The 25,678-nt window shown below is 41.5% G+C and carries 29 protein-coding genes and 2 pseudogenes; 2 read left to right on the plus strand and 29 right to left on the minus strand.

Translation table 11 applies throughout. From position 1 onward, the window contains the following. Window positions 1-479 precede the first annotated feature (479 nt). The 5 genes from G603_RS0109725 to G603_RS22815 all read right to left on the minus strand — a co-directional run bounded on the left by G603_RS0109725 (window position 480) and on the right by G603_RS22815 (window position 6,016). Window positions 480-2,150 carry a glycoside hydrolase family 13 protein gene (locus tag G603_RS0109725; RefSeq protein ID WP_026670111.1) on the minus strand — a complete coding sequence of 557 codons (1,671 nt, stop codon included), beginning with the start codon at window positions 2,148-2,150 and terminating at the stop codon, window positions 480-482. 121 nt (window positions 2,151-2,271) lie between these two features. Beyond that, window positions 2,272-3,666, minus strand: a complete 1,395-nt coding sequence (locus tag G603_RS0109730; protein ID WP_026525005.1) for an MATE family efflux transporter — start codon at window positions 3,664-3,666, stop codon at window positions 2,272-2,274. 12 nt (window positions 3,667-3,678) lie between these two features. Continuing rightward, window positions 3,679-4,275 (minus strand): 2-dehydropantoate 2-reductase, encoded by a 597-nt coding sequence (locus G603_RS0109735; RefSeq protein WP_026670112.1) that lies wholly within the window; start codon window positions 4,273-4,275, stop codon window positions 3,679-3,681. 170 nt (window positions 4,276-4,445) lie between these two features. Next, window positions 4,446-4,601, minus strand: a complete 156-nt coding sequence (locus G603_RS22340) for a hypothetical protein (RefSeq protein ID WP_155831021.1) — start codon at window positions 4,599-4,601, stop codon at window positions 4,446-4,448. A gap of 164 nt (window positions 4,602-4,765) precedes the next feature. Beyond that, the gene (locus G603_RS22815) at window positions 4,766-6,016 is read right to left on the minus strand and encodes a macro domain-containing protein (protein WP_026670113.1); all 1,251 of its coding nucleotides are present in this window, start codon (window positions 6,014-6,016) and stop codon (window positions 4,766-4,768) included. A 238-nt stretch (window positions 6,017-6,254) separates the two neighbouring features. Here G603_RS22815 and G603_RS0109750 point away from each other — a divergent pair, with 238 nt between their 5' ends. After that, window positions 6,255-6,947, plus strand: coding sequence for a vWA domain-containing protein (locus tag G603_RS0109750; protein ID WP_026670114.1), 693 nt, complete (start codon window positions 6,255-6,257; stop codon window positions 6,945-6,947). A 369-nt stretch (window positions 6,948-7,316) separates the two neighbouring features. Here G603_RS0109750 and G603_RS0109755 read toward each other — a convergent pair whose 3' ends face one another. The 15 genes and pseudogenes from G603_RS0109755 to G603_RS0109820 all read right to left on the minus strand — a co-directional run bounded on the left by G603_RS0109755 (window position 7,317) and on the right by G603_RS0109820 (window position 18,537). Continuing rightward, on the minus strand, window positions 7,317-8,891 hold the full coding sequence (locus tag G603_RS0109755) for a leucine-rich repeat protein (RefSeq protein WP_026670115.1): 1,575 nt from the start codon (window positions 8,889-8,891) through the stop codon (window positions 7,317-7,319). A 212-nt stretch (window positions 8,892-9,103) separates the two neighbouring features. Then, a complete protein-coding gene (locus G603_RS0109760; protein ID WP_026670116.1) occupies window positions 9,104-9,511 on the minus strand; it encodes a flavodoxin family protein in 408 nt (135 codons plus the stop codon). A 90-nt stretch (window positions 9,512-9,601) separates the two neighbouring features. Further along, entirely contained in the window at window positions 9,602-10,645 is a 1,044-nt protein-coding gene (locus tag G603_RS0109765) for a type II TA system antitoxin MqsA family protein (protein ID WP_026525311.1), read from the minus strand. 18 nt (window positions 10,646-10,663) lie between these two features. Beyond that, window positions 10,664-11,128 carry a hypothetical protein gene (locus G603_RS0109770; RefSeq protein WP_155831039.1) on the minus strand — a complete coding sequence of 155 codons (465 nt, stop codon included), beginning with the start codon at window positions 11,126-11,128 and terminating at the stop codon, window positions 10,664-10,666. A 377-nt stretch (window positions 11,129-11,505) separates the two neighbouring features. After that, window positions 11,506-12,534, minus strand: a complete 1,029-nt coding sequence (locus G603_RS0109775; RefSeq protein ID WP_026670117.1) for a DNA/RNA non-specific endonuclease — start codon at window positions 12,532-12,534, stop codon at window positions 11,506-11,508. 463 nt (window positions 12,535-12,997) lie between these two features. After that, on the minus strand, window positions 12,998-13,189 hold the full coding sequence (locus tag G603_RS0109780) for a hypothetical protein (protein WP_026525314.1): 192 nt from the start codon (window positions 13,187-13,189) through the stop codon (window positions 12,998-13,000). A gap of 80 nt (window positions 13,190-13,269) precedes the next feature. Continuing rightward, complete coding sequence (locus tag G603_RS22605; RefSeq protein WP_026670118.1) at window positions 13,270-13,689, minus strand: hypothetical protein; 420 nt, start codon at window positions 13,687-13,689, stop codon at window positions 13,270-13,272. Then, the gene (locus G603_RS0109790; RefSeq protein ID WP_026670119.1) at window positions 13,686-14,915 is read right to left on the minus strand and encodes a hypothetical protein; all 1,230 of its coding nucleotides are present in this window, start codon (window positions 14,913-14,915) and stop codon (window positions 13,686-13,688) included. Before G603_RS0109790 ends, G603_RS22605 begins: the two co-directional genes overlap by 4 nt. A 324-nt stretch (window positions 14,916-15,239) precedes the next feature. Then, window positions 15,240-15,932, minus strand: coding sequence for an AlkZ-related protein (locus G603_RS0109795; RefSeq protein WP_026670120.1), 693 nt, complete (start codon window positions 15,930-15,932; stop codon window positions 15,240-15,242). A gap of 42 nt (window positions 15,933-15,974) precedes the next feature. Beyond that, window positions 15,975-16,277 (minus strand): Dabb family protein, encoded by a 303-nt coding sequence (locus G603_RS23225; protein WP_026670121.1) that lies wholly within the window; start codon window positions 16,275-16,277, stop codon window positions 15,975-15,977. Between the two features lie 27 nt (window positions 16,278-16,304). Continuing rightward, window positions 16,305-16,571: pseudogene (locus G603_RS23230) on the minus strand (DUF4298 domain-containing protein); the annotation flags it as partial. A 39-nt stretch (window positions 16,572-16,610) separates the two neighbouring features. Continuing rightward, window positions 16,611-17,198: a class I SAM-dependent methyltransferase gene (locus G603_RS23235; protein WP_026670122.1), complete on the minus strand. Its 588-nt coding sequence runs from the start codon at window positions 17,196-17,198 to the stop codon at window positions 16,611-16,613. Beyond that, window positions 17,196-17,591, minus strand: a pseudogene (locus G603_RS23240) ((deoxy)nucleoside triphosphate pyrophosphohydrolase); the annotation flags it as partial. The pseudogene G603_RS23240 and the gene G603_RS23235, both read right to left, overlap by 3 nt. A gap of 15 nt (window positions 17,592-17,606) precedes the next feature. Next, the gene (locus tag G603_RS0109815; RefSeq protein WP_026670123.1) at window positions 17,607-17,960 is read right to left on the minus strand and encodes an arsenate reductase family protein; all 354 of its coding nucleotides are present in this window, start codon (window positions 17,958-17,960) and stop codon (window positions 17,607-17,609) included. 49 nt (window positions 17,961-18,009) lie between these two features. Next, window positions 18,010-18,537, minus strand: coding sequence for an NUDIX domain-containing protein (locus G603_RS0109820; protein WP_026670124.1), 528 nt, complete (start codon window positions 18,535-18,537; stop codon window positions 18,010-18,012). A 170-nt stretch (window positions 18,538-18,707) separates the two neighbouring features. Between G603_RS0109820 and G603_RS0109825 the strand changes: the two genes are divergently transcribed. Beyond that, window positions 18,708-19,763, plus strand: a complete 1,056-nt coding sequence (locus G603_RS0109825) for a hypothetical protein (RefSeq protein ID WP_026670125.1) — start codon at window positions 18,708-18,710, stop codon at window positions 19,761-19,763. Window positions 19,764-20,178: 415 nt separating this feature from the next. Here the strand turns inward: G603_RS0109825 and G603_RS0109835 are convergent, their stop codons facing one another. From G603_RS0109835 to G603_RS0109875, 9 genes are all read right to left on the minus strand, one after another. Then, window positions 20,179-21,165, minus strand: a complete 987-nt coding sequence (locus G603_RS0109835) for an anthrax toxin lethal factor-related metalloendopeptidase (RefSeq protein WP_026670126.1) — start codon at window positions 21,163-21,165, stop codon at window positions 20,179-20,181. Between the two features lie 141 nt (window positions 21,166-21,306). Next, a complete protein-coding gene (locus tag G603_RS0109840; protein WP_026670127.1) occupies window positions 21,307-22,107 on the minus strand; it encodes an ADP-ribosylglycohydrolase family protein in 801 nt (266 codons plus the stop codon). Between the two features lie 118 nt (window positions 22,108-22,225). Further along, a complete protein-coding gene (locus G603_RS22350) occupies window positions 22,226-22,396 on the minus strand; it encodes a hypothetical protein (protein WP_155831040.1) in 171 nt (56 codons plus the stop codon). Then, window positions 22,393-22,581, minus strand: a complete 189-nt coding sequence (locus tag G603_RS0109850; protein WP_026496765.1) for a hypothetical protein — start codon at window positions 22,579-22,581, stop codon at window positions 22,393-22,395. The genes G603_RS22350 and G603_RS0109850 overlap by 4 nt, the downstream gene beginning before the upstream one ends. A gap of 21 nt (window positions 22,582-22,602) precedes the next feature. Continuing rightward, the gene (locus G603_RS19895; RefSeq protein ID WP_035792740.1) at window positions 22,603-22,914 is read right to left on the minus strand and encodes a PspC domain-containing protein; all 312 of its coding nucleotides are present in this window, start codon (window positions 22,912-22,914) and stop codon (window positions 22,603-22,605) included. Between the two features lie 320 nt (window positions 22,915-23,234). Further along, entirely contained in the window at window positions 23,235-23,624 is a 390-nt protein-coding gene (locus G603_RS0109860) for a DUF4342 domain-containing protein (protein ID WP_026670128.1), read from the minus strand. 53 nt (window positions 23,625-23,677) lie between these two features. Beyond that, window positions 23,678-23,896: a hypothetical protein gene (locus G603_RS0109865; RefSeq protein ID WP_035792764.1), complete on the minus strand. Its 219-nt coding sequence runs from the start codon at window positions 23,894-23,896 to the stop codon at window positions 23,678-23,680. Between the two features lie 192 nt (window positions 23,897-24,088). Next, a complete protein-coding gene (locus G603_RS0109870; RefSeq protein ID WP_026670130.1) occupies window positions 24,089-24,703 on the minus strand; it encodes a hypothetical protein in 615 nt (204 codons plus the stop codon). A gap of 118 nt (window positions 24,704-24,821) precedes the next feature. Further along, a complete protein-coding gene (locus G603_RS0109875) occupies window positions 24,822-25,550 on the minus strand; it encodes a MerR family transcriptional regulator (RefSeq protein ID WP_026670131.1) in 729 nt (242 codons plus the stop codon). Window positions 25,551-25,678 lie beyond the last annotated feature (128 nt).

Here is a 25,678-nt window from a genome sequence, read left to right on the forward strand (position 1 = left end):
CCAAATTTACTATGCGCGGTTCCGTACAGTTATTGGGCTTTGACTTGTCTAGTAGCCTTACCCCCATATCAACATAGCCTCATATATGGTTTCTGTTCGTAAGGTCGGAGATTTGCCTACACCTTCCTTCAGATTCCCCTCACGTTAACGTGGTTATACCACGAAAGGACACCCTTGGTGTACAGCTATGCCCTTCCCACTGTCGGGCGGGCTAGGGACTTTCACCCATTAGAAACGTGCGCCGTCGGGCACACTAGAAAAAAGGACATTCCGGTAGTCACCGAAACGCCCTTGTTTCCTTGCATAGAAGTATTCAGTTTTAAAAAAGAAAAGGCGCATTGAAACACTTAAGTATTTCAAAACGCCTTTGTTTTATATAACAATACATGTTTTCTGATATTTTTGGCAATTGATAATTCCTACAAAAAAATGCAGATTTTCGAAGGGAATAATCAATATATTTGCCAATTAGGCTTACTTTAAGCCTTCAGGTCGAAAACTGTTGCCTCGTAAGGTCTGATGGAAGAAGCCTTTTCTTTGTAATTGCTGATGAGTATTTCTCCTCCTGTCATGGCTTCGATGCTCTTTGGAACATCAAGAGTCTTATCTGTGAAGTTACATACAACAAGAAGTTTTCTGCCGTTGAGGCTCCTTGTGTAAATAAAGAGATTCTCATCTGCTGCTTCTAAGAGCTCATATGTGCCATCAACTATGATGTCGTTTTCCCTACGAAGAGCGATAAGCTTCTTATAGTAATTAAATACAGAATCAGGATCATCAACCTCTGCTGCAGCATTGATCTTCTTGTAATTGGGATTAACCTTAAGCCAGGGCTTACCTGTGGTAAATCCGCCGTTTTCACTATCATCCCACTGCATGGGTGTTCTTGCGTTATCGCGGCCTTTAGCGCTGATGACATTCATCATCTCTTCATGGGTGTAAACTTTGGCATCCGTAACAAGATCCTTGTAGATGTTTATCTCCTCTACGTCATCACAATCGGAGATTTCCTTGAATGTATAGTTGGTCATTCCAAGCTCTTCGCCCTGATATACATAAGGAGTTCCCTGCATCATGTGAAGGCAGGTAGCAAGCATCTTGGCAGATATTTCTCTGTACTCATCGGAATCATTGCCCCATCTTGATACGATTCTCGGCTGGTCGTGGTTATCCCAGAAAAGGCTGTTCCATGCAACACCGGCAAGCTCCTTCTGCCATTTTGTGAGATTCTCTTTTAAGTCAGGCAGATACAGTTTCTTCATGGTCCACTTACCATGCTCGTCGGAATCAAGATCCATGTGCTCAAACTGGAATACCATGTTCAGCTCTTTGGAATCAAAGCCCGCATACTTTTTGGCTTCTTCTATGGTTACGCCTGCTGCCTCTCCTACAGTAACAAGGTCATACTTACTTAAAACCTTCTGGTTCATCTCCTTCAAATACTCATGAACGTGAGGGCCGTTTGCTGTGATGTTTCCGCAAAACGCGTACTTTTCTCCGGGTCTTACAGGACCATCCTCATAAACTTCTGGCTTGGAAATCAGACTGATAACGTCCATTCTAAAGCCATCGATTCCCTTTTCACACCACCAGTTCATCATGTCAAAAACGCCATCTCGTACCTTTGGATTTTCCCAGTTAAGGTCAGGCTGCTCCGGAACGAACTGATGCAGATAATACTGGCCTGTGGTCTCATCAAACTGCCATGCAGAGCCGCTGAAAAATGCACCCCAGTTGGTGGGCTCATGACCATCAACCGGATCCTTCCAGATGTAGTAATCTCTGTAGGGATTGTCCTTTGATTTTTTACTTTCCAAAAACCACTTGTGCTGATCAGATGAATGATTAACTACAAGATCCATAACGATCTTAAGGCCTCTCTTGTGGGCCTCAGAAAGCATCTCATCAAAATCAGCCATGGTGCCAAATTCAGTCATTATGTCGCGATAATCACTGATATCATAACCGTTATCCTTGTTGGGAGACTTATAAATCGGAGAAAGCCAGATTATAGTCACACCCAGATTCTGAAGATAATCGAGTTTTTCCGTAATGCCTTTAAGATCGCCGATTCCATCACCGTTGCTGTCTTTGAAACTCCTGGGGTATATCTGATATACCACAGCATTTTTCCACCACTGTCTGTCCATAGTCCCTCCTTATTAAGAAAATATTGTTATGTATGCTATTTCTGCCGGCCACTGCCGGATTTTTTCTAAAAACACGGGTGCCGCATCTTTTCGGTTTCTACCCTAAATATTTATTGCGGCGTTATCCTCTCTTCGGTTTCCAGCCCTTCATAGCCGCTATGCCCTCAGGGGTAACGGGCTTAATCCATTTCCCTCTGTAGAGATGAACCTGCATAAGGATATATCTAATGGGTTCATCCATGTAGCAGCAGGCAAATACCACCAGTGTAGGAAGCTTAAAAATCATACCCGTTGACCAGACAAGAGGTATAACCATAGCCCACATGAAAGTAATCTCTAAGATTGTTCCGTAGGCTGCATCTCCCGCTGCCCGGAAGGTGTCGTTCTGAGTCCAGTTGCCCATTCTGATAAATGCAGCAACAGCGTAAATGCAAAGGAATCCAAAGGCTATTCTGAAGCTCTCTCCGCTCATTCCCATAAGTGTCAAAATAGGTGTATGGAGCGCCACCAGTGACAGCACCACAAGACCGATTACAGACTGGCACAGATAAACCAGCCTCCATGCCCTTGCATAAGCTGTATCGATGTTGCCGCTTCCAACCTCTTTTCCCACAAGAATGGAAGATGCGTTGGAAAAGCCTGCAAAGAATCCTATTACAAGTCCCTCAAGAGTTCTGAAAACAGCGATGGCCGCAATGGCTTCTTCCGGCTGCCTTCCAAGAACTATATTTATTACCATGTTACCAAGTCCGATAAGAACTTCGTTGGCAATGATCGGCGCGCACTTTTTAAAGTACTCACCGATAAATTTACCTTTCCATCCAAAGTGCCTGCTAACTGCCAACAGATAAGGATGCCTATTGTGAATTCCAAGAATGGTCAAAACAGCCACGCTTACAAGCTGAGCAATCACTGTAGCAAGAGCTGCTCCGCGAACACCCATGGGCTTAAAGCCCAGATGTCCAAATATCAATACCCAGTTAAGGAATACATTTGTCAGAACTGACGCTATAGAACTGTACAGCGGTATTCTCACTCTCTCCGTGCACCTCAGCATAACTGCCATGGCCATGGATAATACCATAAGCGGATATGAAAACCCTGCAATTCTAAGATATGAGATACCAATCTGCTGAATGGACTCCTTGTCCGTGTACAGCTTCATGACAAGCTGCGGAAAACAAGTCCCCATAAAACAAAACAGCGCAGCAACAGTCATCATACAGGTCAGCGTAAGACCGTAAGATCTGTTAATTCCATCATCGTCCCCCGCTCCCCAGTACTGGGATATGAAAAGCATTCCTCCGCCTACAAATCCCCAGTAGCCACTGAACATCAGTGATGAAAACTGCGCACAAAGTCCCACCGCTCCGACTTCCATCTGCCCCAGCGATGCGATCATCATTGTATCCACCATTGAACCGGTGGTAGTAAGTAAATTCTGCAGTGCAACAGGTATTGCTATCACTGCAACCTTCTTAAGAAAATCTCTCCAGTCAAATCCTCTACTGCGCATATTTGATTTCCTTTACCCCACTATATTTCTAATCGTCTCCCAATCATTACAACGTCTGAAATCGCCCTCAGGAAACTCGCAATCGCGGTTCCAGGGTCTGTCATAAACAAGCACCTTTAATTCCGGCAGGTGACTAAAAAAGCCAAAAGCCATGGGCGAATCTTCCACCGCATAATCAAAGTGCATCTTATAATAATCCTCAAGTTTAAGAGTAAACGAGCTGCCTTTTATGAAGTTATCGCGGCCGTATTTATCAAGACAAAAAAGATTAACCCTGTCCAGATTATGCTCATCAAGCCACTGCCTTGAAGGCTCATAAGCGCTTGCAGGGCGCCCTGTTATGATAGAAACATCTATCCCCTTATCAATCCAGCTGTTAATGGTGGTTGAGGCTCCCGGTGTCTCATCATAAGAAAGAAGTACCTCCGGCTTATGCCCCTCTATCATCATGTGTTCATACTGCTCATCTGTCAGTGAAAAAGTCTTTTGGAGATTAAAATACTTCATATTATCATAGGGCACATGTATATCGAAAAGCCCTACTACAAGCTCAGAAAAGCTCTTTGCTGTCTCGCAAAGACAATCATCAAAATCAACGTATATTTTCATTCTGCTTAGTTTCCTTTATTAAATCTTCCATATCTAAGTTTACAATTTTCAGGAATTAAATCAATATCATTACTGTCATGATGACTTCTCAGATTTTGAACTAAAAAAACGTCAAAACCTTCCGAAAAAAGTCCTGACGTTTTCATCTCTATATTTCGATCCTTTACTGATTAGAAGAAAAAGGATGCGCCGAATAGAGTCATTCTCTTGTTGTTGTTAAATACTGAAAGTCTGTTGAGGAACTCATCATGCAATTTTTCATATGTTGCATTTCTTTGTTCGCTCTTCAAATCTTTTGTTAAGTCCTGTACGTCGTGAAATCTCATAATGGATCCCCCTTTCATTAGTTTCTTTTTAATTACCACGTGGTGTGTTGTTGGTTTCTGATAATATATATACCACCCACAAAAAAACAGACCGTATGATACACTCATATCGGTCCGCTTTACACTGATTTGTCAAAAAATGTTATATTTTTATTGAAATTCCGTCATCCCTTCGATAATGGCTCCAGCCCGTAATCAAAGAGAGCTATGTCTATTTTCATAACGCTATAGTCCCCGCGGACAATGAAATACTTCACCACAACATCCGTCTGAGAGATGGGAGACAGCGCATATCCGGCAAGCTTTAGGAAATCCACAGTCTCATCCAGATTTAATCTAAGTCCCACAGCCAGTGAAAGTACCTTCTCCTTGGAGGGCTTAACCTGGCCCTTTAAGAGCTTTGAAAAGTACTGCTTGGATATATTGGCTGTGGTGTAAACTTCCGAATTCTTAAGCCCCTTCTTGTTTATCAGCTGCTGCAGATGCTTCTCAAAGGAATCCGTGTACATCTCCTTAAGAGCATCATCAAGGGACTGGGGCTCCTCCTCTTCAGCAAGAAACATAATCTCGCATTCGCACTCTTCATCCTCAGCTTCTTCCGCCTCAAATTCGAAATCTTCATTAGGAGCCGGTGTCTTTTCCGTTTCAGCTTTGAAATCTTCATTCAGAAGCTGTGTTTTTTCAGCTCCCGCGCCAAGCATCATATCTTCGAAATCGCCAAATGACTCTTTCTTCTTGGAAGCTTCTTTTGCACTAAAGGGCATTGCTGCCGACATGGCCTCTATAGTATTAAGTAAGAACCCTCGCCTGCCTGACTCTCTATCACTTGGTCCGTAGTGCCCTTCCGGTATGTCGTCATAGTAATACTCATCTTCAAGAGCAGCGCTTACATACTCTTCGTCGATATAGCTCTTAACATCATCAAAGATTTTACCGGATATATGATATGCATATTCGCCGAAAACAACCAGCGTAATCTCCATTTCATGACTTAAGAGGAACTGTGTGAACGCATCAATTGCAATCTGAATTCCAAGCTCCTTGGGAAATCCATAAGTTCCTGTCGCAAGGAGTGGAAAAGCGATAGACTCGCATCCATTCTCTGCTGCAAGCTCAAGCGACCTGTCATAGCACTGCCCAAGGAGCTGCGCCTCACCATGATCGCCGCCTTCCCACCATGGCCCGCTGGCATGGATAATATACTTCGCATCAAGATCAAATGCCGGAGTAATCCCAACTTCACCGGGATTAAGAACTCCAATCTCCCTGCGGGCATTAAGGAGCTTCTCCTCTCCCGCTGCCTTATATATTGCAGCATCAACTCCATCACCTATAGCAACAGCAGGATTCGCTGTATTAACGATGGCATCTGCTTTTATTTTTGTAATATCATTTCTGATTATGGAAAATGGCATAATCTATTCCCCTCATTCAATATGAGTGTTTTAGTGTGATTCAATCATCATTGTATCACATCCTGTGCTTGTCGCACTTTCAGCCGTCAATATGAATGTGTGCATGGCGTTTTCTTCATATCTAAATTTCACCATGCTTTTCAAGTTTAAATGGTCGCCTGCGGGTTGACCATTTCTTACTGCCTTTTTTGTAACATGACAGTGTAAAGAAAATGATTGTTGCGAAGGAGGTAGCAAGATGAGTAAGGGTTATACAGAGATTGTTTATATTCTGGACAGAAGCGGATCAATGAGTGGGCTGGAGCCGGATACCATAGGCGGATTTAATTCCATGATGGAGAAGCAGAAGAAGACAGGAGAGAAGGCAATCGTATCAACAGTGCTTTTTGATGATGTGTGCGAAGTGATCCATGACAGAGTTCCGATTGAAAAGATCGAGAAGATGACAGACAAACAGTATTATGTCAGAGGCTGTACAGCACTGCTTGATGCAGTAGGTGGGGCGATTCATCACATTGGGAATGTTCATAAATATGCAAGGCAAGAGGACAGACCTGAAAAAACAATCGTTGTCATCACTACAGACGGAATGGAGAATGCAAGCTGCAGGTACTCCAGAGAGAAAATCGAAAAGATGGTAAAAAGACAGCAAAAGAAGTATGGATGGGAGTTTATTTTTATCGGAGCAAATATCGATGCATACGCAGAAGCTCAGAAGTATGGCATCCGCAAGGACAGAGCGGTCAATTATGTTTGTGATGATATCGGAACAGCGAATGTCTACGCAGGAGTTTCAAAGGCAGTCTGCTCAGTAATGATGGCAGAAACCGCAATGGACGCTGAAGAAGAACTTAACCGCTGCGCATGGGATGAGGATATCCGTGATGACTATGAAAAGAGAAGTGGCAAGCGTAGTGTTCGAAACAGATAGTGTGATACTTTTGTGATATTTGTAAGAGTATTATTAACTCAGAACATAAGACAAGGACAGCCACGGTAGCGATGCTTTACCAAGGTGGAGTCTAAAGTCTTAAAGGATAACATTCCAGCAAAGGTAGCGATGCTTTACCGGAGCCAAGGAATAAAGCCTGCGGTTCACTGTTGAGGGGAAAGATATTCAGGGCGGCGATGCTTCACCCGAAGATATCACATATACAAATCATCCACTGCAAAGGAGTTTTTTCTCCACGCGAAAGGACGACACTACGAAAAAAGCCGGTTTGAAACCGGCTTTTTTCGTGTTCTATTCTATATGACTTATACTTACAGAAATACAATTACTTGGTTATAACTAATATAATCACTTATTTATAGCTCTTATAAGCTTTTTCTTGGTGTTACCTTTTACACCCTTAACCTTTATGGTAGCGTCCTTGCTAATCTTCTTGAAAGCGCCTTTACCTATTTTCAAGGATTTGTTTGCCTGGATAGTTACTTTACCAAGCTTTTTACATTTATAGAACGCTTTATTTCCAATTGACTCTACGTTTGATCCGATTGTGACAGTCTTGATTTTCCTGTTATTTTTGCAGGCATTATTTGCGATTGCTACAACTGGGTAAGTTTTTCCATCTACAGTGACTGTGTTAAGGGCCGCCTTCTTTTTGGAGTCTATCTTTACTGCGGTAGCTTTTCCGTTAACATCGATTACATAGGTGATGTCATCTACGATTACCTTCTTGGGAGCGCTTGCTGCATCAGTCCCTTTGCCTTCAGTTGTAGGCGCAGCTGACTTGCCTGTAGGGTTCTGCGAAGCTTCCTCTGACTTACCTATCTGATTAAACCACTCTTCTTCCGTCATGCCTCCGGATCCCTGCTTTTTTTCATCCGGAAAGATAATAGTCATAGGTGAGTAAAACGGTATTCTTTCTTTGATGAATTGGGCTTTTATATCATCACTTAAAGTAAAGGTGATTTTATCCTTAACAGAGTTGGTCTTCAGTACCTTATATGTATCAGTCTCCTGTCTATCAACTATTTCAATGTCCATTTCTCCGTCAAGGTCTAAATCAATTCGTCTTCTTCCATTTCTATCCGGGGAAGCAACCACCAAAACTTTAAGTAAATCTAATGAATCATAACCATAAAATGAACGCCTGATCATATCCATAGGATCTGATACTTCAGTAGAGCCTTCTGACAGATCTATTGTTAACTCACCTTTGTCGAATAACGCCTTAGTATCAACTGCAGGAAGAGTGAAGGTCACAGGTTCTGAATCAGCGTGAGTACTATAATCCCTAGATAGAGTTCTGAGTTCTACCTTCTTCTCATAGTCGTCCATTGTCATTAATATATAGTTACTCCCTTTACCAACTAAACCGCCACTTGTTCCTTGGTCAGTGGGATAACTATACGTATGGCTTAAGCCATCATCCTTCCAACTGATCTTATATCTGTAAATGTAAGTACTATCATTGGAAACTTCCACTTTTACGTCCTGGGGCTTGGCTTCTCTTTCGCTGATTGTTGTAGAGTATGATTTTACTACGTAATTTGAATCTTTCTTATATTTTTCAACATCAAATACGATAATACCCTTTTTCTCAGCTCTCCATACAACATAAACCGTTACTTTTCCGGGATTATATCCATTAGTTAACCAAAACTGTTCTTTATAGGTTTCATTGGCAGAGAGTTTCATGTTTGTTTCCAAATCCATCCAATTATTGGATTTGTCGCCTCCAAATTGAATCCACAATGAATAATATCCGTCAGAAGCAGCTGTAAACAGGCAATAATTTTCCACAAGTTTTATATCCTTGGCGCCTTTTGCTGCTGCGGCCTCAGAGCTGATGGCTGAACTCCAAAATAAGACTGTCATACACATCACAGATGCGATGGCAATTAATAGATTCCCCAAATACTTCTTCATTACAAAATACCCCTAGCTTTACTTCATTCTGCACTGTCGCAGTCCCCCACAATCAATTATTATATCAAACGTTATTACAATATCACAAGAATATTGGTATGACGGAAAACTACACAGAGATCATGCTTTTTCTCCACGCGAAAGGACAACAATACAAAAAAGCCGGTTCGAAACCGGCTTTTTCCTATCATATATGTATGGGTACATTGAATTTATTTATACTGCTTTACAAACTGTACTGCTGCGTCAATGTCATCCTGGTTAGGTCTGCCCTTGTGGATACCCTTGAACTCACCTTTGCAGTGGAATTCCTTCTCATCCATGGGAATGCCGACCTTATCTGCCTCAGCCTTAACCTTCTTGTATGTTGAGTTGAGCATGGCTGCGGATCCAAAGTTAACTATCTTGCCAACCTTCTTCTTATCAAGTGATCCCACAAAAGCTTTAACCTCGGGATCTATGTTGAATGCATAATAAGAATTACCAAGGAAAAGAATATCAACAGGCTCTTCAATAGCTTCACTGATGGGAAATGCTTCTACTCCAAGCTCCTTTGCAATTGCTTCAGCAAGTCTCTTTGTGTTACCTGTCTTTGTATAATATCTTACTGCGTAAGTCATGTCGGGTCTCCTCTCTATAAATACATATCATTTATTACTATTAGATTGTGTAAAACCAATTTAACCCATCCACGTATTTTTGTCAAGTCATCAGAAATCCCGTATTTCCTTCGCCAATGAAAATGGTATTATCTCCCCGGGATTTGTTCCCGTATAAGCTTTTTCCTCGTGCATGTAATTAACTATCTCTTGCGCTTTATAATTCTTAAACTTCTTTATTACAGAATCCAACACGGCTTTTTCTTTATTACTCAGCACATCATAGTTCATGCCCTCACTTGGATAAACATGAAGCATTGTATCATAATTAAGGCTTATCTCTTCGCGAACATCCAATTTTTCAAGATTCATAAGGCTATAATGTCCGATTGGAAGAGCTCCCATTTCGTTGTGTCGATACACAAGTCCCGTAATAGCTAATCCACACTTTTTATACGATAATGCATCTGCATACCAGAGCATTTTCATTAGTTTTACCTTAAAAAGATTCGATACATTTTCTGCAATATAAGAGATTGCAGCCTCAAGCTTATCTATATCCAGCAAAACAAATCCATTTGAATCGCAAGGCTCTTCAAAGCTTGCATACTCCCCTTCAAGAGCCTGGCGTGTAAGGTACTCCTTTCCATATGAATCCAGCTTCTCCACGATTTTCGATTTTACTTCCACCCTTTTTAGCCCTGGAAATTTATCAGCATTTTTCTTCAGGAATTCCAAGGCTTGTAACGGATTGTCTTTAATCAAACGTAGCATAGTATCATATGCTTCATCTTGAATAGCCTTACTTTCATATCTTGAAATCGTAGCTTCTCCCCACCCAAGCAATCTTGCCAGATCAACTTGAGATAATCCATAACTCTCTCTAATATCTACAATCTCATTAGAAGTGAGCAAGCCATGCTTTATACGATAAGCGTTTCGCGCATTGAGAAGATTTTCATTTGTCATTAATCCGGTTTCAAATTCATTTTCATCATCGTCTGCATTTGCACAAAAATAAAACCGCTCTTCATAAGTTACCTTATCACCCTTCAGAGCAATAGTGGCGAGACGTGTTCTTTCTTCAACTTCGTGCATTTTGTCGCACAAAGGACAATTCATATGAACCTTTTTAATCAATGTGCTTGTCTCCATAGTTTGCCTCCTTCCCTTTTATGCATAAGGAAATCTCATAGAATCTGCTGCGTAATGAAATGATACGCATAATACGCGCCGTTTTGGATCCCCTTTTATCTTCAATTTCACATAAATGAGCTTTCCATTGATCTCTTTTCCAAAAACAAATAACAGTGGAGGATTCAGGTCGTCTTTGTCTATCTTTGTCTCGGAATACTCGGAAACAGTCAATTCCTTAAGCCTCTCAACTACATCCCATGTGTCATAGTCCAAATCCAATAAAGTATATGGCGTAGAGTGCTCTTCATCATCGCCCTTTTTCTTTATTATCAATGTAAAATCAGAATCAATATCAAAATACTCTTTCTCCAGAAGTTCTTTTAATTCTTCTAAGAAAGCGACGACTTCTCCCTTTTTCGATTGTGTACTGAGAAAAATGTCGGTCCCCTCCTTTTGATTACTATCAATTGATAGTATACACATCAATTGATGTTTTGTCAAAATTTTAGCTTAATCCGTGTGACACTTTTGTGATAATCGTAAGAGTATTATTAACTCAGAACATAAGACAAGGACAGCCACGATAGCGATGCTTTACCAAGGTGGAGTCGAAAGTCTTAAAGGATACCATTCCAGCAAAGGTAGCGATGCTTTACCGGAGCCAAGGAATTAAGCCTTAGGTTCATTGTTGAGGGAAAGATATTCAGGACGGCGATGCTTCACCCGAAGATATCACATTCTTAAATCAAAGATTTAAGAATATGCTATATAACAAATTATCCTTTGCAAAAAAGTTTTCTCCACGCGAAGGAACGACACTACGAAAACAGCCGGCTTTAAACCGGCTGTTTTCGTGTCATACTCGTTCTATTATACTGTTAAGGCTTACACCTTCCGCAAGGCTTAAAGCCCTGCTCTATTACTTCATCTCTGGTAGCATCCTCAAAAAAGACTTTATTCTTCTCCTTCATATCTGACACGCTGTCGCAGTCAGGATAGTGGAATACATGAGAATTCCTGTTGCCTATATATGAATAAGTCTTATCGGGAGTGGATCTTGAGACATTATCTGTGGTATCTCCGCTTCCGGTTCCGGCAAACTCCTCAAGGGTAAACGTCGTTTTCCCACTCTGACTTCCGGTTTCAGAAGAAGTTTTCCCATTGTCTGACGCAGTTTTATCTTCTAACTTGTTACCCTGGTCCGCTTTGTAATTTCTATCCAGCTTATTGGAGCCATCCGAGTAATCAATGATCACTCCCGGCTGTACGTTATAGCAGAACACATTGAAGCTTACGCCCTTGCCATCATCCTCAACTGACAACGCCTCGATTTTCACGCCGTCGCACAGCAGATTATTGCCTTCAAAAACCGGAGTAACCCTGTACATCACATGATTGCCGGTGCTTTTTACATAATCTGCAACCTCATTCTCATAAGGCAGCATACCTTCTACGTTCATGTATCTGGTGCCGGTTATCAGGTTCTGCTCATTGGCGTTCTCACCGGTCAGCTGGAACCCAATCATATGGCATCTGTTGTAGAGAAAAGGCGGATCTGAATCAACAAGTCCGGGATATTTCTCCTGCTCCCAGCCTGTTGGTTTTACCAAGCTTATGGACTCGCGATCCTTTGTAGGCATGAGATCCTTGCCGATGCTGGCTGTAGCCGGAGTACATCTGCCAAGATCATCAAGCTCACCATAACTCTCAAAGGATACCTTAGTAATCTCGCTTTTTGTAAACTCAGGCTTATTGTCGTTTATCTCTATTGACGGACTGCCGCTATAAGCAGGGATCTCGGTTTCTTTTTTATCCGCATAGGCCCTGCTGCCTACCATGTTGGCCACAAAGATGACAGCCACAAGAACCAGTATCCATATGAAATTAGACTTACGTATCTTTCTCATAGCTGACCTCCTTTACTATATTTTACTCTCTTATTACAAAAGTGTTCCTAAATATGTATTACGCTCCTTTTTACACAACCTATATAAGAAAAGCTCTTAAGTCAAATTTATATACCTATTTCTCACATAACTTCTCCGTCCGGTATATAAATGGAATATAATAATTTAATTTATATACTTTTTTATATGCTTTCCTAGTATCATTCACCCCTATGTACTTATTTGGCACAGAAAAAAGTATATAAAAGCCCTATTATATTTCCATCTTATATACCTGCCTTACTCAATCGCATACAAAAAGATATATAAATTCTATGTATATTTACATCTTATATACCTGTCCCACAAAGCACATATAAAAACATGAATCATTGGTGCCCACTGTATAGGTAGTAGTTCAAAGTCCGAGTATTCCTTTTTACAACAACACAAATGTAAAAAAGGGAATATTTTACATCAGCCATCAAAAATCATCATCATCGCTCATAGCCCAGAGCCATGCCTCTTTGTCAGCGCGGTCCCTCTCCATCTCTTCCTGCCTTCGATAGAATTCCTTCTTCTCAGACCTGGACATGTTCTTGGTAAGCTTCTCAATTTCCTTATCTGTAAGCCTTACATCATGCTCATCACTTGAAAACAATCCGAATAATCCCATAATAATCTCCTTATAAATGAAACTTCACTCGCAAGCTCTGCCCCCCAGCAAGAGCTTTTCCACAAACAATCTAAATCCCATCAGTAATTATCATTCCAGTAATCCTCAGCCGCATCGTATGCTTCGTCCTCATCGTCGTAATCATCCTCGTAGTCGTAGAACTCCTCATATTTATCGTCCGCAAAATCCTGCGCGGATTTATAGTTATGAACTCCGTAGTAGTCATAACTCTTACCGGATTTTCCGGAGTAGCTGCTGCTCTTTTTCGAAGAACTCTTACCGCTTGAATATGAGTTGCTTTTATAAGAGCTACTGGAAGACGAACTGCTTGATGTACTCGACGGCTTATGCACATAGCAGTAACTGCTTCCTGTGCTTCTCTTCCTGGTACATCCTGACTTAATACAGTGACCTTGTGCCGATACCGGCATCGCACATCCCACAAGCATAGCCACCACAGTCACTAATAAAATTATAAAACTGACTGCTCTTCTATTCATGACAGCACCTCCTGCCTCTTCTCCATCAAATCCTTCATCATAGCTTCCAGGGCCTTTCTGAAAGATTCCTTCGTAAGCTTCAGTTCTCCTGAATTTGTCCTTGTCTCGTAAGTATCCGGCAGATTCTCATCATTTTTGCATTTCTCCACAAAACTGCTGTAATCACCAAGCATAGATACCTTGTGGGGGCATGCGCCTAAGATAATTGCTGAAAATCTTTCGCCGTAGGAAACTCTGCCCGCCATACTCTTGACCTTCTCATAATCAGTTTCGTATACAAAGTCACGTCTCTCAAATCCATACTGCTTTGCAATGCCGTTCATGGTCTTCTCATCAAGGGATGCTGCGCCGAGTACCAATATTCTTCCCTTCTTGCCAAGAAGATCATGACCGATATTTTCACCTATAGATTCTGACTTATTTTCCTCAGAATGCTCTGGCATGTTTGCTCTTAATTCAACAAAAGCTCTCTTGTATTCAGTGTTCTTAACTTCAAGCTCCTGCATCTTTTCCTTGGTAAGCTTATTTTCGGTATTTAACTTCTCAATGATGCTAAGGAGTTCGTCAATATAAGCTTCCCTCTCTTCCATCTTGTCCAGCAGAAGACCAATAGTTATCTCCTCTTCAAGCTTACTCATCAGTATCCCGGGCTCTTCTTTTGCAACCTCCTGCACAATTTCCGGCTCAGGCTCTACTTCAACTTCCGGGAAAGTGATATCGAGGCCCTTGATAAGATCTGCCATAACTGTATTGGCACTGGCTTCATTACTTGTCTTAATGAGATATTCCTGCTCGTCATTTATATGCGCATGATCTCTGCCTGATATCTTGTTGTCATACTTAATCCTAAGTGATCCCAGGTTCTTGGTTATGTTCCTTCTGTTTTGCGGGAAAAAGTTGCCAATACTTCCTGCCAGAGAGTCCATGGTTCCGTAAAAGTGACCCGTGTACCCGCCTGCACCTTTATTTAAAAGGGATATCATTATCGGATCTCCGTAGCTGCTGGTAAAACCACTATCCAGCCATAGATAAACCGTATCCCGATCCGGCTGCATTTTACATGAGCACTTATCGTCTATATAAAATTTTGTGGATTTTTCATTTGTGATAAATCTCTTGATAGTCTGTGGACTTGGCATCTGCTTGCCACTAAGCTTCGCAATACCCTCCATCACACCTTCGATATCGTCGATAACTATACCATTGTCAATCATGAATTCCTGCATAATCAATACCTCCGTCTTTGCAATCTCGTTGTTAAAAGTAATCCCTGTGATCGCATGTACCAGCGGAGTAGAACGCGCTTTTACTGGTCCCCCGTCCATGACCGGTTCTATGCTCGCTTCTAATTTTTCTGCACTGTTCGATGTTGTTAAGATAAGATTATAATAGTGCATTACATGCTGAAAATATATGTCACATGTAGCCAAATAACCCACCTTATTTTTCTAAAACAAAAAGGATTATTGGGCTCCTCCTCATCTTCAATTCTATCGAAAATGAAGTCCAATAATCCTCTCTTATAACCGCACGAGCGTTCTTATAAATTCCTACCCCCTAAGCACTGCCCTAACCTCGTCTTCCTCCATCTTGGGCAGAACCTTTCGAATGTGCTTAATGATCCTCTCCAAGGACTCTTCCGGGTCTCTCTTGTAGGCAGACCTGCAAAGCTTGTCACCCCAGAATCTTTCGGCGATATCGTACCGGCAATTGCCCCATCCGTATTCATCGCCGTTCTTGCGTACACTGTATTCAAAATTCGCAGGCACAACGTAGGTCTCCATCTGGAGCCTTGTTATAACCGTCTCGAACCCCTTGTTGCCGCCCTTTTTATAATTCAGAGCATCCTTGATTTCTCTCGTAAGCAAAGCCCCGGAATCCGTGACGAAATCCACAACGCCCTTATCTTTATAGGATGCAAGGCCATCATCAAATCTTGCATCGAAATCATAGCCGTCTCTTCGATAGTTACAGAAATCAGGCCATAGTTCCAGACTGATAAAGCCCGCCTTCTTCTCAAAGAACTTCCCGTAGACAAGCTCCCTGTTCTGAAGAACTTCACCCTTCCAGTCCCAGGCATCCCAGTGAACCCTGCCCTTCCAGCGTCCCTGATACCACGCCTCGTATGAAACATTCTCTTCCAGCGAGAATCCCTCTATCCTTCCCGAAAAGAAAGGCAGAAACCCTATCTCATTAACGAGTTCAACCAGATCCCCTCTGTTTCTGATATCTGTACCAATCATCGATTCACCTGCAAAAACTAAACCCTTAAAGCCAAACTCCCATCAAATCTCGTAATCCAGACAGCTTCTGATCTTCGTATAGGGTCTTACCTTAGAATCAGCAACTGCCACATGCTCAGGATGAACAGCGTAAACCTTAAGCGCATCCTCGCTCTCAAAAGTAGAATCCAGCATAAGGTCTGCGTTGGAAGATGCAAGGCCATCGATATTAACCTTGATATCCACGATTCCCGGAACCTTGCCCTTTAAGCCCTCGAGGCCTTCCTTAATTCCCTGCTTTATCGTAGTCTTCTCCTCTGCAGAAAGCTCATCCTTCAGTGTCCATAAAATCACATGCTTAACCATCTTCGTACCCCTTATCCTTTCAATCAGTTCCTTATTTTTCTCAAGTGCATCATATATTCCGTCTTCAGAGAGCACTCCCCGCTTTAAATCCTTTGGTAAAAGCCCCTCTTCATCCAGGACAAAATCATCCTTCCACTGCCGGCTCTCGTAATACTCAGAAAGCCTCTTTATCTCAGGCTGAAAATCCAAAAGAGCTCCGGGGCATTCCGCCACCTTAGCCATTCTCACAAAAGCTTCATCAAGAATAGCCTCCATTTTAGTAATGCGCTTTATCGCCAAATCAACCTTATTCATCACCCCTGCTGCCCCGCCTTGAAATCCTATATCATCACCTTACTTTTTTCTTCCGATAGCATTGACCCACATCTCGGCCTCTCTCCCCGGCCTGTTGTCATTGCCGGTGTCATTAAAAATAATCTCAAATCCCGCATCCTCGAAAAGCGGTACTATACTCTTTTCATTAAAATCGCTAAACCTGCGGCTTCCACGCATCTTCGTGCCATCGCCGTATTTAAAAGAAGCATATATAACTCCGCCGTCTTTTAACGAGTCATTAAGCTTTTTCATGGTCTTCGGGAGCTGTTCTACCGGTACATGAAGGAGCGATGCGCAGGCCCAGACTCCGTCGAATTCATTATGAAAATCTATATCCTCGAACCTCATATCCAGCACTTCCTGCCCCAGATACTCCGATGCCCGCTTTCGCATTTCCCTGGATGCATCAAAAGCTGTCACATGAAAACCTAAATCCATGAAAGCCTTGCTGTCTCGTCCGCTTCCGCAGCCCGCATCCAAAACATGACCGTGCTCAGGAAGAAGTTCTATAAACCTGTCCCTCTCATAGGACATATCCGCATTAACACTTCCTGAGAAAAAAGAGTCCGCGTTCTCGTCATAGTACTCCACATTTTTATCAACCATGGCTGCAGAAATTTTGGGAAGCAAAATAAGATCCGCAGGAAGCCAGTCAACGCTCCTTAAGTCACAGGCTTCAAGCCACTTTGCAGCTTCATGCTCCAAAAGCTTAAGCTCGCCCTCTGCAACAGTTGCCCAAAAGCAGTTCATGTGAAGATGGAATCTTTCATAATCATAATCGATAACATCTAAAAGATCATGAACCTCTATCTTAGCTCCAAGTTCTTCCCTTATCTCGCGAACAAGGGCCTCCTCCTGGCTTTCACCCTCTTCAATCTTTCCTCCCGGGAACTCCCAGCCATCCTTATAATCTCCGTAACCACGCTGAGTTGCGAAAATCTTTGTTTTTCTCTTGTAATCATCACAGATAATTGCTGCTACTACATTTATTGTTTTCATATCCCCGGTTTTCCGTCAGCCTAATGCGTCCTTCCAGTCCTCTTCCTTAAAACCTGTCAGCACCTTTTTATCTGTTATAAGAAGGGGCCTTTTCACGATCATTCCATCAGATGCAAGGAGCTTAAACTGCTCGTCCTCACTCATATCGGGCAGGCGCTTGGAAAGCTCCAATTCCTTATAAAGCTTGCCGCTGGTATTGAAAAACTTCTTAAGAGGAAGTCCGCTCTTTTTGTGAAGTTTTCTCAAAGTAGCTTCATCGGGATGATTTTCCTTGATATCGATAAGCTCATATTTTATCTTGTTATCATCAAGCCACTTAAGAGCTTTCTTGCAGGTGGTGCATCTTGAATAGCAATATACCTTGTTCATGTAACCCTCCTTAAAAACACTATGTTTTCAGTTTCGCTTCCTAACTCTGTTACAGCCTCGCCTCGATGTCCCTGATGCCTCTGCCCATCTCTTCATCATTGTGATCCATGATATGTGCGTAAAACTCGCTAAAGGGCATGACCCTGACATCGTTTACTTCATAGCGGTTAAAATCAAAACCGCTTTTGGGAACATCAACCCTCAGCATGAAAATCGAAGCAAGGAGTCCTGTCCCATCGTCCCAGTCTTTTATATATTCAAAAGCAAGTTCCAGATCATCAGGTGATACCTTAATCCCAAGCTCTTCCGAAAGCTCTCTGACAGCAGCCTCCACGTCGGCCTCTCCTGCTCTTACTCCGCCACCTGTCATATCCCATTTCCCGGCATAGTACTTGGCGAGCAGAGATCTCTGCTGAACAACATATCTGCCCTCACCCTCTCCCGGAGCAGGGCTGTCACTTGTCTTCATGATGATAAGAACGTGCTTTATGTAGTCCCCGGGCTGCTTCTTCTCATGCTTCTCGATGACCCTCCCGGTGAACTGTTTGTCACGTGTGAAAATTTCGATGTATTCCATAGGTTTGCTTATCTCTGAAATTTCTGTTCTCTGCTTCTTTATTGATATGATTAATCATAGCACAATGTCCAAAATTCGTAGCATATCTTTTCACATTAAGACGAGTGCAGCTCTGCATTTTATGTATTACAATAGTCCATGTACATTCTATTTTGTTGGGGTTATCAAAAATGAATCAAAATAATTCAAATCCGGATAATAAACGAATTCAAAAACAATTCCAAAATGCTCTCAGACTTACAAAGGAAGAACGAATCCATTGGGAAAAAGAAACGATAAGGCGCTTCATTGATGATAAACATGTTGAAGTAATATATCGATATAAATCAGATGATTTCTCTTTTGTCTTTGACGTAAAACACATTCCATTTAGCATAGCTGCATATTATCTTGATAAAGCTGATCTTACGGGTATTTGCAACGGAAGCCAATTGGAAAATGCCATAAAAATGACAAATACTTATGAAGATAAATACATTCCAATAAAGGAAGAAACAATTTCAACAAAGCAGACCAGAAAAAGGAAAGCAAAGAAATCCGCCAAAGTACTTTCTGCAAGAAAGATGACTTCAGAAGATATTCGCCGCCTTTCTTCCAAAAAAGAAAAGGAAAAAAGCTCCTCAAAACTAAATCAAAGACCATATTATATGATGGATATTTATGAGGTCCCCAGAGAAACTGTTAAGATTCAGTATAAGGATTTTCTCGTTAGAAGAAGCATATTCAAGTGCGCTAATAAGGATCATAAACTCAAGGATATAGATGCTGTGATCACATTTGCCAATACTGATTCTAACCAGAACTCAGAATTCAATAAATCATTCCATGCCGGATACTGCGAAGACTGCGACATATACTTCATCATGGAAAGTACTTATCAGACCATAAAAAATACCGGTATTCCCATTTGCAGAATTACCGATGAAAAGAGCTATCTATCCGGAGAATACTTAGATGCCACAGGACTGGCTAAACACTCTATTCTCATGGATTATGGATATAATGTAAGTCAGCTTAACAACGTTCCATCTATCCAAAGAAAGCGAATACTCTCCCTTCTCTTAGAAAAAGGTATTCTTACAAAAAGTGAGATTATAAGCTATCTGGACTTCTTCATCAGTCAGCGACAATCTCTTCCGCAATATAAAATTGCCATCTCAAGTGGGAAGAAGACCGCGATTATGTCAGGAATATCGACGAGAAGAACGCTGCCAAAGTCGCTGTGAAATCCATTACAAAAAAGACGGTCAAGCGAACATAAATAGAGATAATCAAAGTTTTTGAGGAGTCCTCAAAAACTTTGATTACCAAATATTTTATTATCTAGTTAACGAATTCATAATTGCATATAGTTAATTCGATAACGCCTTTCTCAATTCAATTCCATCAGGTTCACTCAATCCTTGCTCATACAGTTTATACATACTCATAGGTATATATATAATTCTATCATCTACATCTACAGAAACACTTACCATTTTTTCTTGTCCAAAACGATTTAGTGGCACATTTTAATCACTTTGTCTTTAGGGAGATAGCCAAAATCGACAATACCCAATTTCTTTAACACCATTTTTTCAGTCATCATTCTTAAATTCCTCCTTACAAATCCGTCTGAATAACCTTAATCCTTAAATCGCATCATGGATTCATCCCTTCAAGGAAACCTCCAATTTTATTAGAAATATCTCTACCTTTTTGCTCCCAATCAGTTTCTTTCACCTTTTCATTCCATTCCGCTACCTTTTTATTTACTCCATTTGCCACCTCTTTTCCTAATTCCTCAGGATCAGAATCACTGATTTTCTGGTTTATTCTATCTGCCAGAGACGATGCCCAACCAGAAGGATCTGATTTCATATCAGAATAAGTATCCTTTGCAACTTCAAGCCACTCATCCAAGGATCTGGAAGCCGCCGCATTTTTATCGCCTGACAAGACTACATTTGCAGCCTTTGTTGCAATCTTGGCCATCTTATTTGCTGCCGTTTTAGCAGTCTCTTTTATCAAATGAGAATCTGCTCTGGTGTAGTATGTAATATTATCTGTCTGCGTCCCACCATATGGACTGACCAGATTGTTCAAAGTCGTATATGTACTTGGGCAGCACTTTTTCAAATAGCCTGCACATTCAATATATTCCCTAAATGCCTCAGCAAAATATTCTGCAGGATCTGACATAGCGTAATCATTTGTGCCTTCATCGAAGCTCGTTTTTTCGTCGTTATAAATCGATATAAATGAATCAGTAGATGATATCTGTCCCGCAAGCATATAATCAAAGTAATGACCTATCTCATGATTCATTGCACCGGCAGCGTCAGTATTAGTCAAAACTATGCTCTTTGATGCAAACTCAGTATACCCCGCTGAATAGCCACCGCTTGGTACTCCGTTATACAACGCCGAAACGAAATTAACCTTGAAGATATCAGTTATGATTACCTTCCATCCTCCTGATTCAAATGCATCTCTTACTCCTTGTGGCAACTTATTGTAGTATTCTTCTGCTTCTTGAGACGCAGATTCGCTATCAGATTCTTTTAGCGGAAACGCAGCATTACTAGAAATCGAGCAGCGTGCAAAGAATATAATTGCTATTAAAATCGACATCAATATCTTTTTCATAATAATTCTCCATCAAAGATGCAGTGAGTATCACATATGTATCGAGGGTATAAATATATTATCTCGCACATCTCTAAAGTCGCTATAAACTGCCGCTAAAAGGATAATTAAGTTGATTTTTAGTTTCTATATAATCACCTTTTAATGTAATTTTTCATCATCAAACCTCTTCACCACCTCCACCATCTCCCTATCAAGCCTTTTATAAGTCTCAAGCAGCATTTCCTGTGGCATGCCGTAGAAGGCCTCAGCCATTGCTCCTGCAATGCAGGTCAGGGTGTCGCAGTCACCGCCCAGGGAAACTGCGGCCCTTATGACGTCCTCGAAATCTTTTCCCTCGAGAAATGCTGTGATGGCTTCGGGAACTGTTTTCTGGCAGGACTCATCGTGATGGTAGTCCGGTCTTATCTCGTCGCAGCTGCGGCTAAGATCATAGCCAAATTCCTGTATCACGTACTGCTTTATTTCTTCTTTGGATACTCCTGTTCTTGCCAGGAATATGACGGATGCTGTGGCTTCTGCGCCTTTGATTCCTTCGGGATGATTGTGGGTTACCTCTGCTGTCCATCCGGCAACTTGTCTTGTTTTTTCTATGGTGTCATAAAGCCATCCTACAGAAGAGACTCTCATTGCTGAGCCGTTGCCATAGCTTCCGTATGGCTTTGGATTCTTTTCCATAAGCCAGAAGGCGAACCTGACGCCATATCCTGCATTTGGATACTTTGCTCCCCACTCCTGCATTTTCTCTGTAACTGCTTCCTTAATCTCTTTTTCTCCTGCATTAATCCCTGCAGTGAGGATTCCATCTGCAACTGCTATGGTCATAACGGTGTCATCCGTGAAATGAACATCCTCGTTCCACATGTCAAAATCTTTGCTTTTATCTCCCATGTCAAATTCGTAAGGTGCTCCAACCATATCTCCAAGAATCGCTCCGTGCATAAGTGCCTCCTATCTGCTTTCGCTGTTAGTTGTTTTCCTGTTATGAGATGAGTATAGGAGAATTAATTAAAAAAGAGGTCACCTCACAGGCGACCTCTTCTATGTCCTTTCGAACTGATTATATTTGTTCTTTTTCCTGGCAGTGAAGTCTGTAAGCATCAAAGAAATGTATTGCTGTGCAAGTAAACCATACAGCAGACATAAGAGCTTTTCCGCCTATGAGGCACATAAATCCGCTCACTGCAAAAACTATTGCCAAAACAAGTCTTGATCTTGATGTTATTTTCATGATGTATAATCCCCTTTATCTTCTATCGCTTCTACTGTTTGTCTCTGCCCAAGTTTTCTACTGGATGCCACCGCGATAAGAAGTATTATGATGTCATCTACAGGGCAGGCAGATACGAGATCTACCGGTGACAATATGTATGCTCCCAAGAGAATCGCAAGAAGTAATTTAAGTCCTTTGCTCATCCTTATTCCCCCATTTCTTTTTTAGATGTTAAAGCCTTTGACCTCTGAATTATCTGTAAAAGGCTTGAAGCCAACGGGTTCACTTGATTCATAATATTTTGCCGAGTAACTGTTTTCTTTTTTATAGAATCCGGTGTTCTTCGCACTTGCAGGTGCTTCATCCATTATTATTGCAAGGAAGATGTACGGAAGGATTCCGATTCCGGTTGTAAATAAGAGGATCAAATAGATGACTCTTATGATTGTGGGATCAATTCCAAAATACTCACCCAAGCCTCCACATACACCACAAACCTTCTGATCTGCACTTTTACGTAATCTTCTTTCTCTCATAACCTTTCTCCTAATCTGTGTGGCATTCCACCGGGCCCCATTACCCCTCGCCAAGTGGTCTGCTCTTTGCTTCCTTTGAAGCAACTCGTTGTTTATGAGATTATTCTATGATTCCAGGGCTTTACAATAAATATTCATTTAGGAAAAAATGGGGGACCTATTTTTCTTTTAAGGAGGATTTTGGGGTATGTACGGACATGGAAAAAGCACCAGTCACGAGTGCAATGCGCTCATGAACTGATGCTCTCTTATTATCCTTGCTCTTATAAGTACTTTGAACGGAGAATTTCCAAAGCTTCCTCTACATAATACGATGGGACTCACTTAATCTCATCTTTAGTTCCATCCTTTTTTACTACAACGAGCTTGCATCCAAGACCGAATGCTGCTACAGATCCTGCGATAAGTGCCCAGGGAGCAGCTGCAAGTCCGAGGATACCGCCAACGATACCTACATTAACCGGTACGCTAAGCACTATCTCATCATCCTTGAGGATCTGGACTCTGTCTGCATTGCCTTCAGCAACAACAGCCTTAACTTTGTCGATAAGCTTCTGTACATCCTCTTCGAGCTCGCAAACTTTAGGCTCAAGATCTTTAATTGCCTTCTCTGCATCGCCGCTTGCCTTTAAAAGCGCTTCTTTTGCAGCTGCATAATCTACTCCTGCCTGATTCATTACCTTTTCGATTTCTTCAAGTGTGATTTTCATAATTTTATCCCTCCTATCAAAAACCCATATGGCAAAGTGATACTATTGCCTACTTAAGCCTCCTTGACCAAAAGACCAACAATCATTGCAACTAAAAGTACCGGGAATGCTACATAAAGCAGTCCTCCAAATACCATTGCTATCAAGATGAATGGCAGGAATACAAGGAAAAATGCAACCTTGATCATGCTCCATGAAAACCTAAAAGCAAATCCTATGAGCTTTCCAATAAAACCAAACATACAAATCATAAATAACATTGTCAGTAACATAACCATCACCATCCTTTTCAATTCGTACCAACAACTGTTTTTGTTTATAGTCATATTGTACGCAAAAGGATGATTTTGTTATATATCAAGTAGAGCAAAAAACATATCCATATTTCTACTTCTTTGCGTATTAAGGTCATATTAAAGAAAAACAGGCCATCAACGATGACCTGTCAAAGCATTGCAATACTATTATTCTGTTATTTCGCCGCCGGCTTCGCGTAAATCGAACAGTGAAACAATCTTAAAGTCCTTTTTTTCGATATCTATATCTCTGAACCAGATGTTTCCGTCGTCGATGCATGCTCCCTGCCAGTTCGCCCACAGATCAGCGCTGTCCCATGCAGCAAGCGAGGTCATATTTTCCTCACTAAAACCTGTGCTGTTAGCGTATGCAACAAACTCTTCCTTGTTGTTACACAGATTGTTTGCCTCCTCTGTACCTATCGGATACTGGATCATATCTCCAACAGTTTCCCAGTCCTTTGCAAGAACGGCATCCACTACTTTCTTGGCAAAAGCTTCTACTTCTTCGTTGCTGGCATCGGTGAATACAACATACTTGCCTTCTTCATCACTGACCTCTTCTGTAGCATCAGTACTGTCAGCTGTTGTCTCTTCAGTTTCCGTCTCTTCAACATTCTCTTCAACTGGTGTCTCTTCTGTAACATCGGCAGCAACTACATCTTCTTCAACTGATGTTACTTCAGAAGATGTGTCAGCAGTGCTCTCTGCATTACTTCCACAAGCTGTTCCTCCAACGCAAATCATTGACATAAGTAATAATGTCGCAATTTTTCTCTTCATACTCATACTCTCCATATTCTCGTTTATTTTTCACATAAGTCGATATGATAGCATGAGAATAAGTCCATTTTGTGAAATGTTTAAAGAAAAATAAACTGTAGAAGCAAAAGCAAATAAATCACTTTCCGCAGTATATCTTTATAGCCTTAAAAATGAACTCAGCGGTACCTTCGCCGCCCATTTTCTCGATATTCTCTGTCATCTCTCCGCCGCCTACGTAGCCTGTGCCGAGACCGTAGAGAATATCGTTTGTGCATGTATAAAGATTCTCTGTGATGAAATCCTGTACTCTTTTTACCTGAGCCTGAACTTTTTCTGAAGCAGGATCCATCTCTTTCATGGTTCCGAACTCCTCAAAAAGCTTCGTGAAGTCAGCCATAAGGCCGCTTTCGTATTCTTTTGTCCAGTTCTTTGTTTTCTCTGCATATTCCTTGTATGCAGGGGTATTTCCCCACTGTTCCTTCGCTTTTTTCGCGTATTCATCAAGCTTACTTGTATCAAATGCTGTAAAATTCAATTTCCTCACTCCTCTCACTTTTAGGTACTTGCACATGTTCAGCAGATTCTCGATGTGCTCCTTTTTTAACTCCAGAAGCTCTATCTGTTGCTCAAGTGCTTTTGTCTTGTCAAAATCAGATCTGTTAACTATTTCTTTTATGTCTTTTAGCGGAAACTCAAGCTCTCTGAACAGTAAAATCTGCTGAAGCTTCTCCAGCGCCGCATCGTCATACAGTCTGTAGTTAGCCTCGGTAAGCCTGGTGGGCTTTAAAAGTCCGATCTGGTCGTAATACTGAAGAGTGCGTATACTCACTCCCGTCAATTTGCTTACTTCATTTACTGTCATCATAGTTTTCATCTCCTTCACGTGTATCTATACCATAAACTATAACGTAACGTTAGAGTCAACACTTTTTTTTCAAAAAAATATAGAGGCTGTTAACCTCTATATTTCTAGTCGGTATATTTATCATTTAG

It is taken from the genome of Butyrivibrio sp. AE3006, from assembly GCF_000424165.1.
In the GTDB taxonomy this organism is placed as follows: domain Bacteria; phylum Bacillota; class Clostridia; order Lachnospirales; family Lachnospiraceae; genus Butyrivibrio.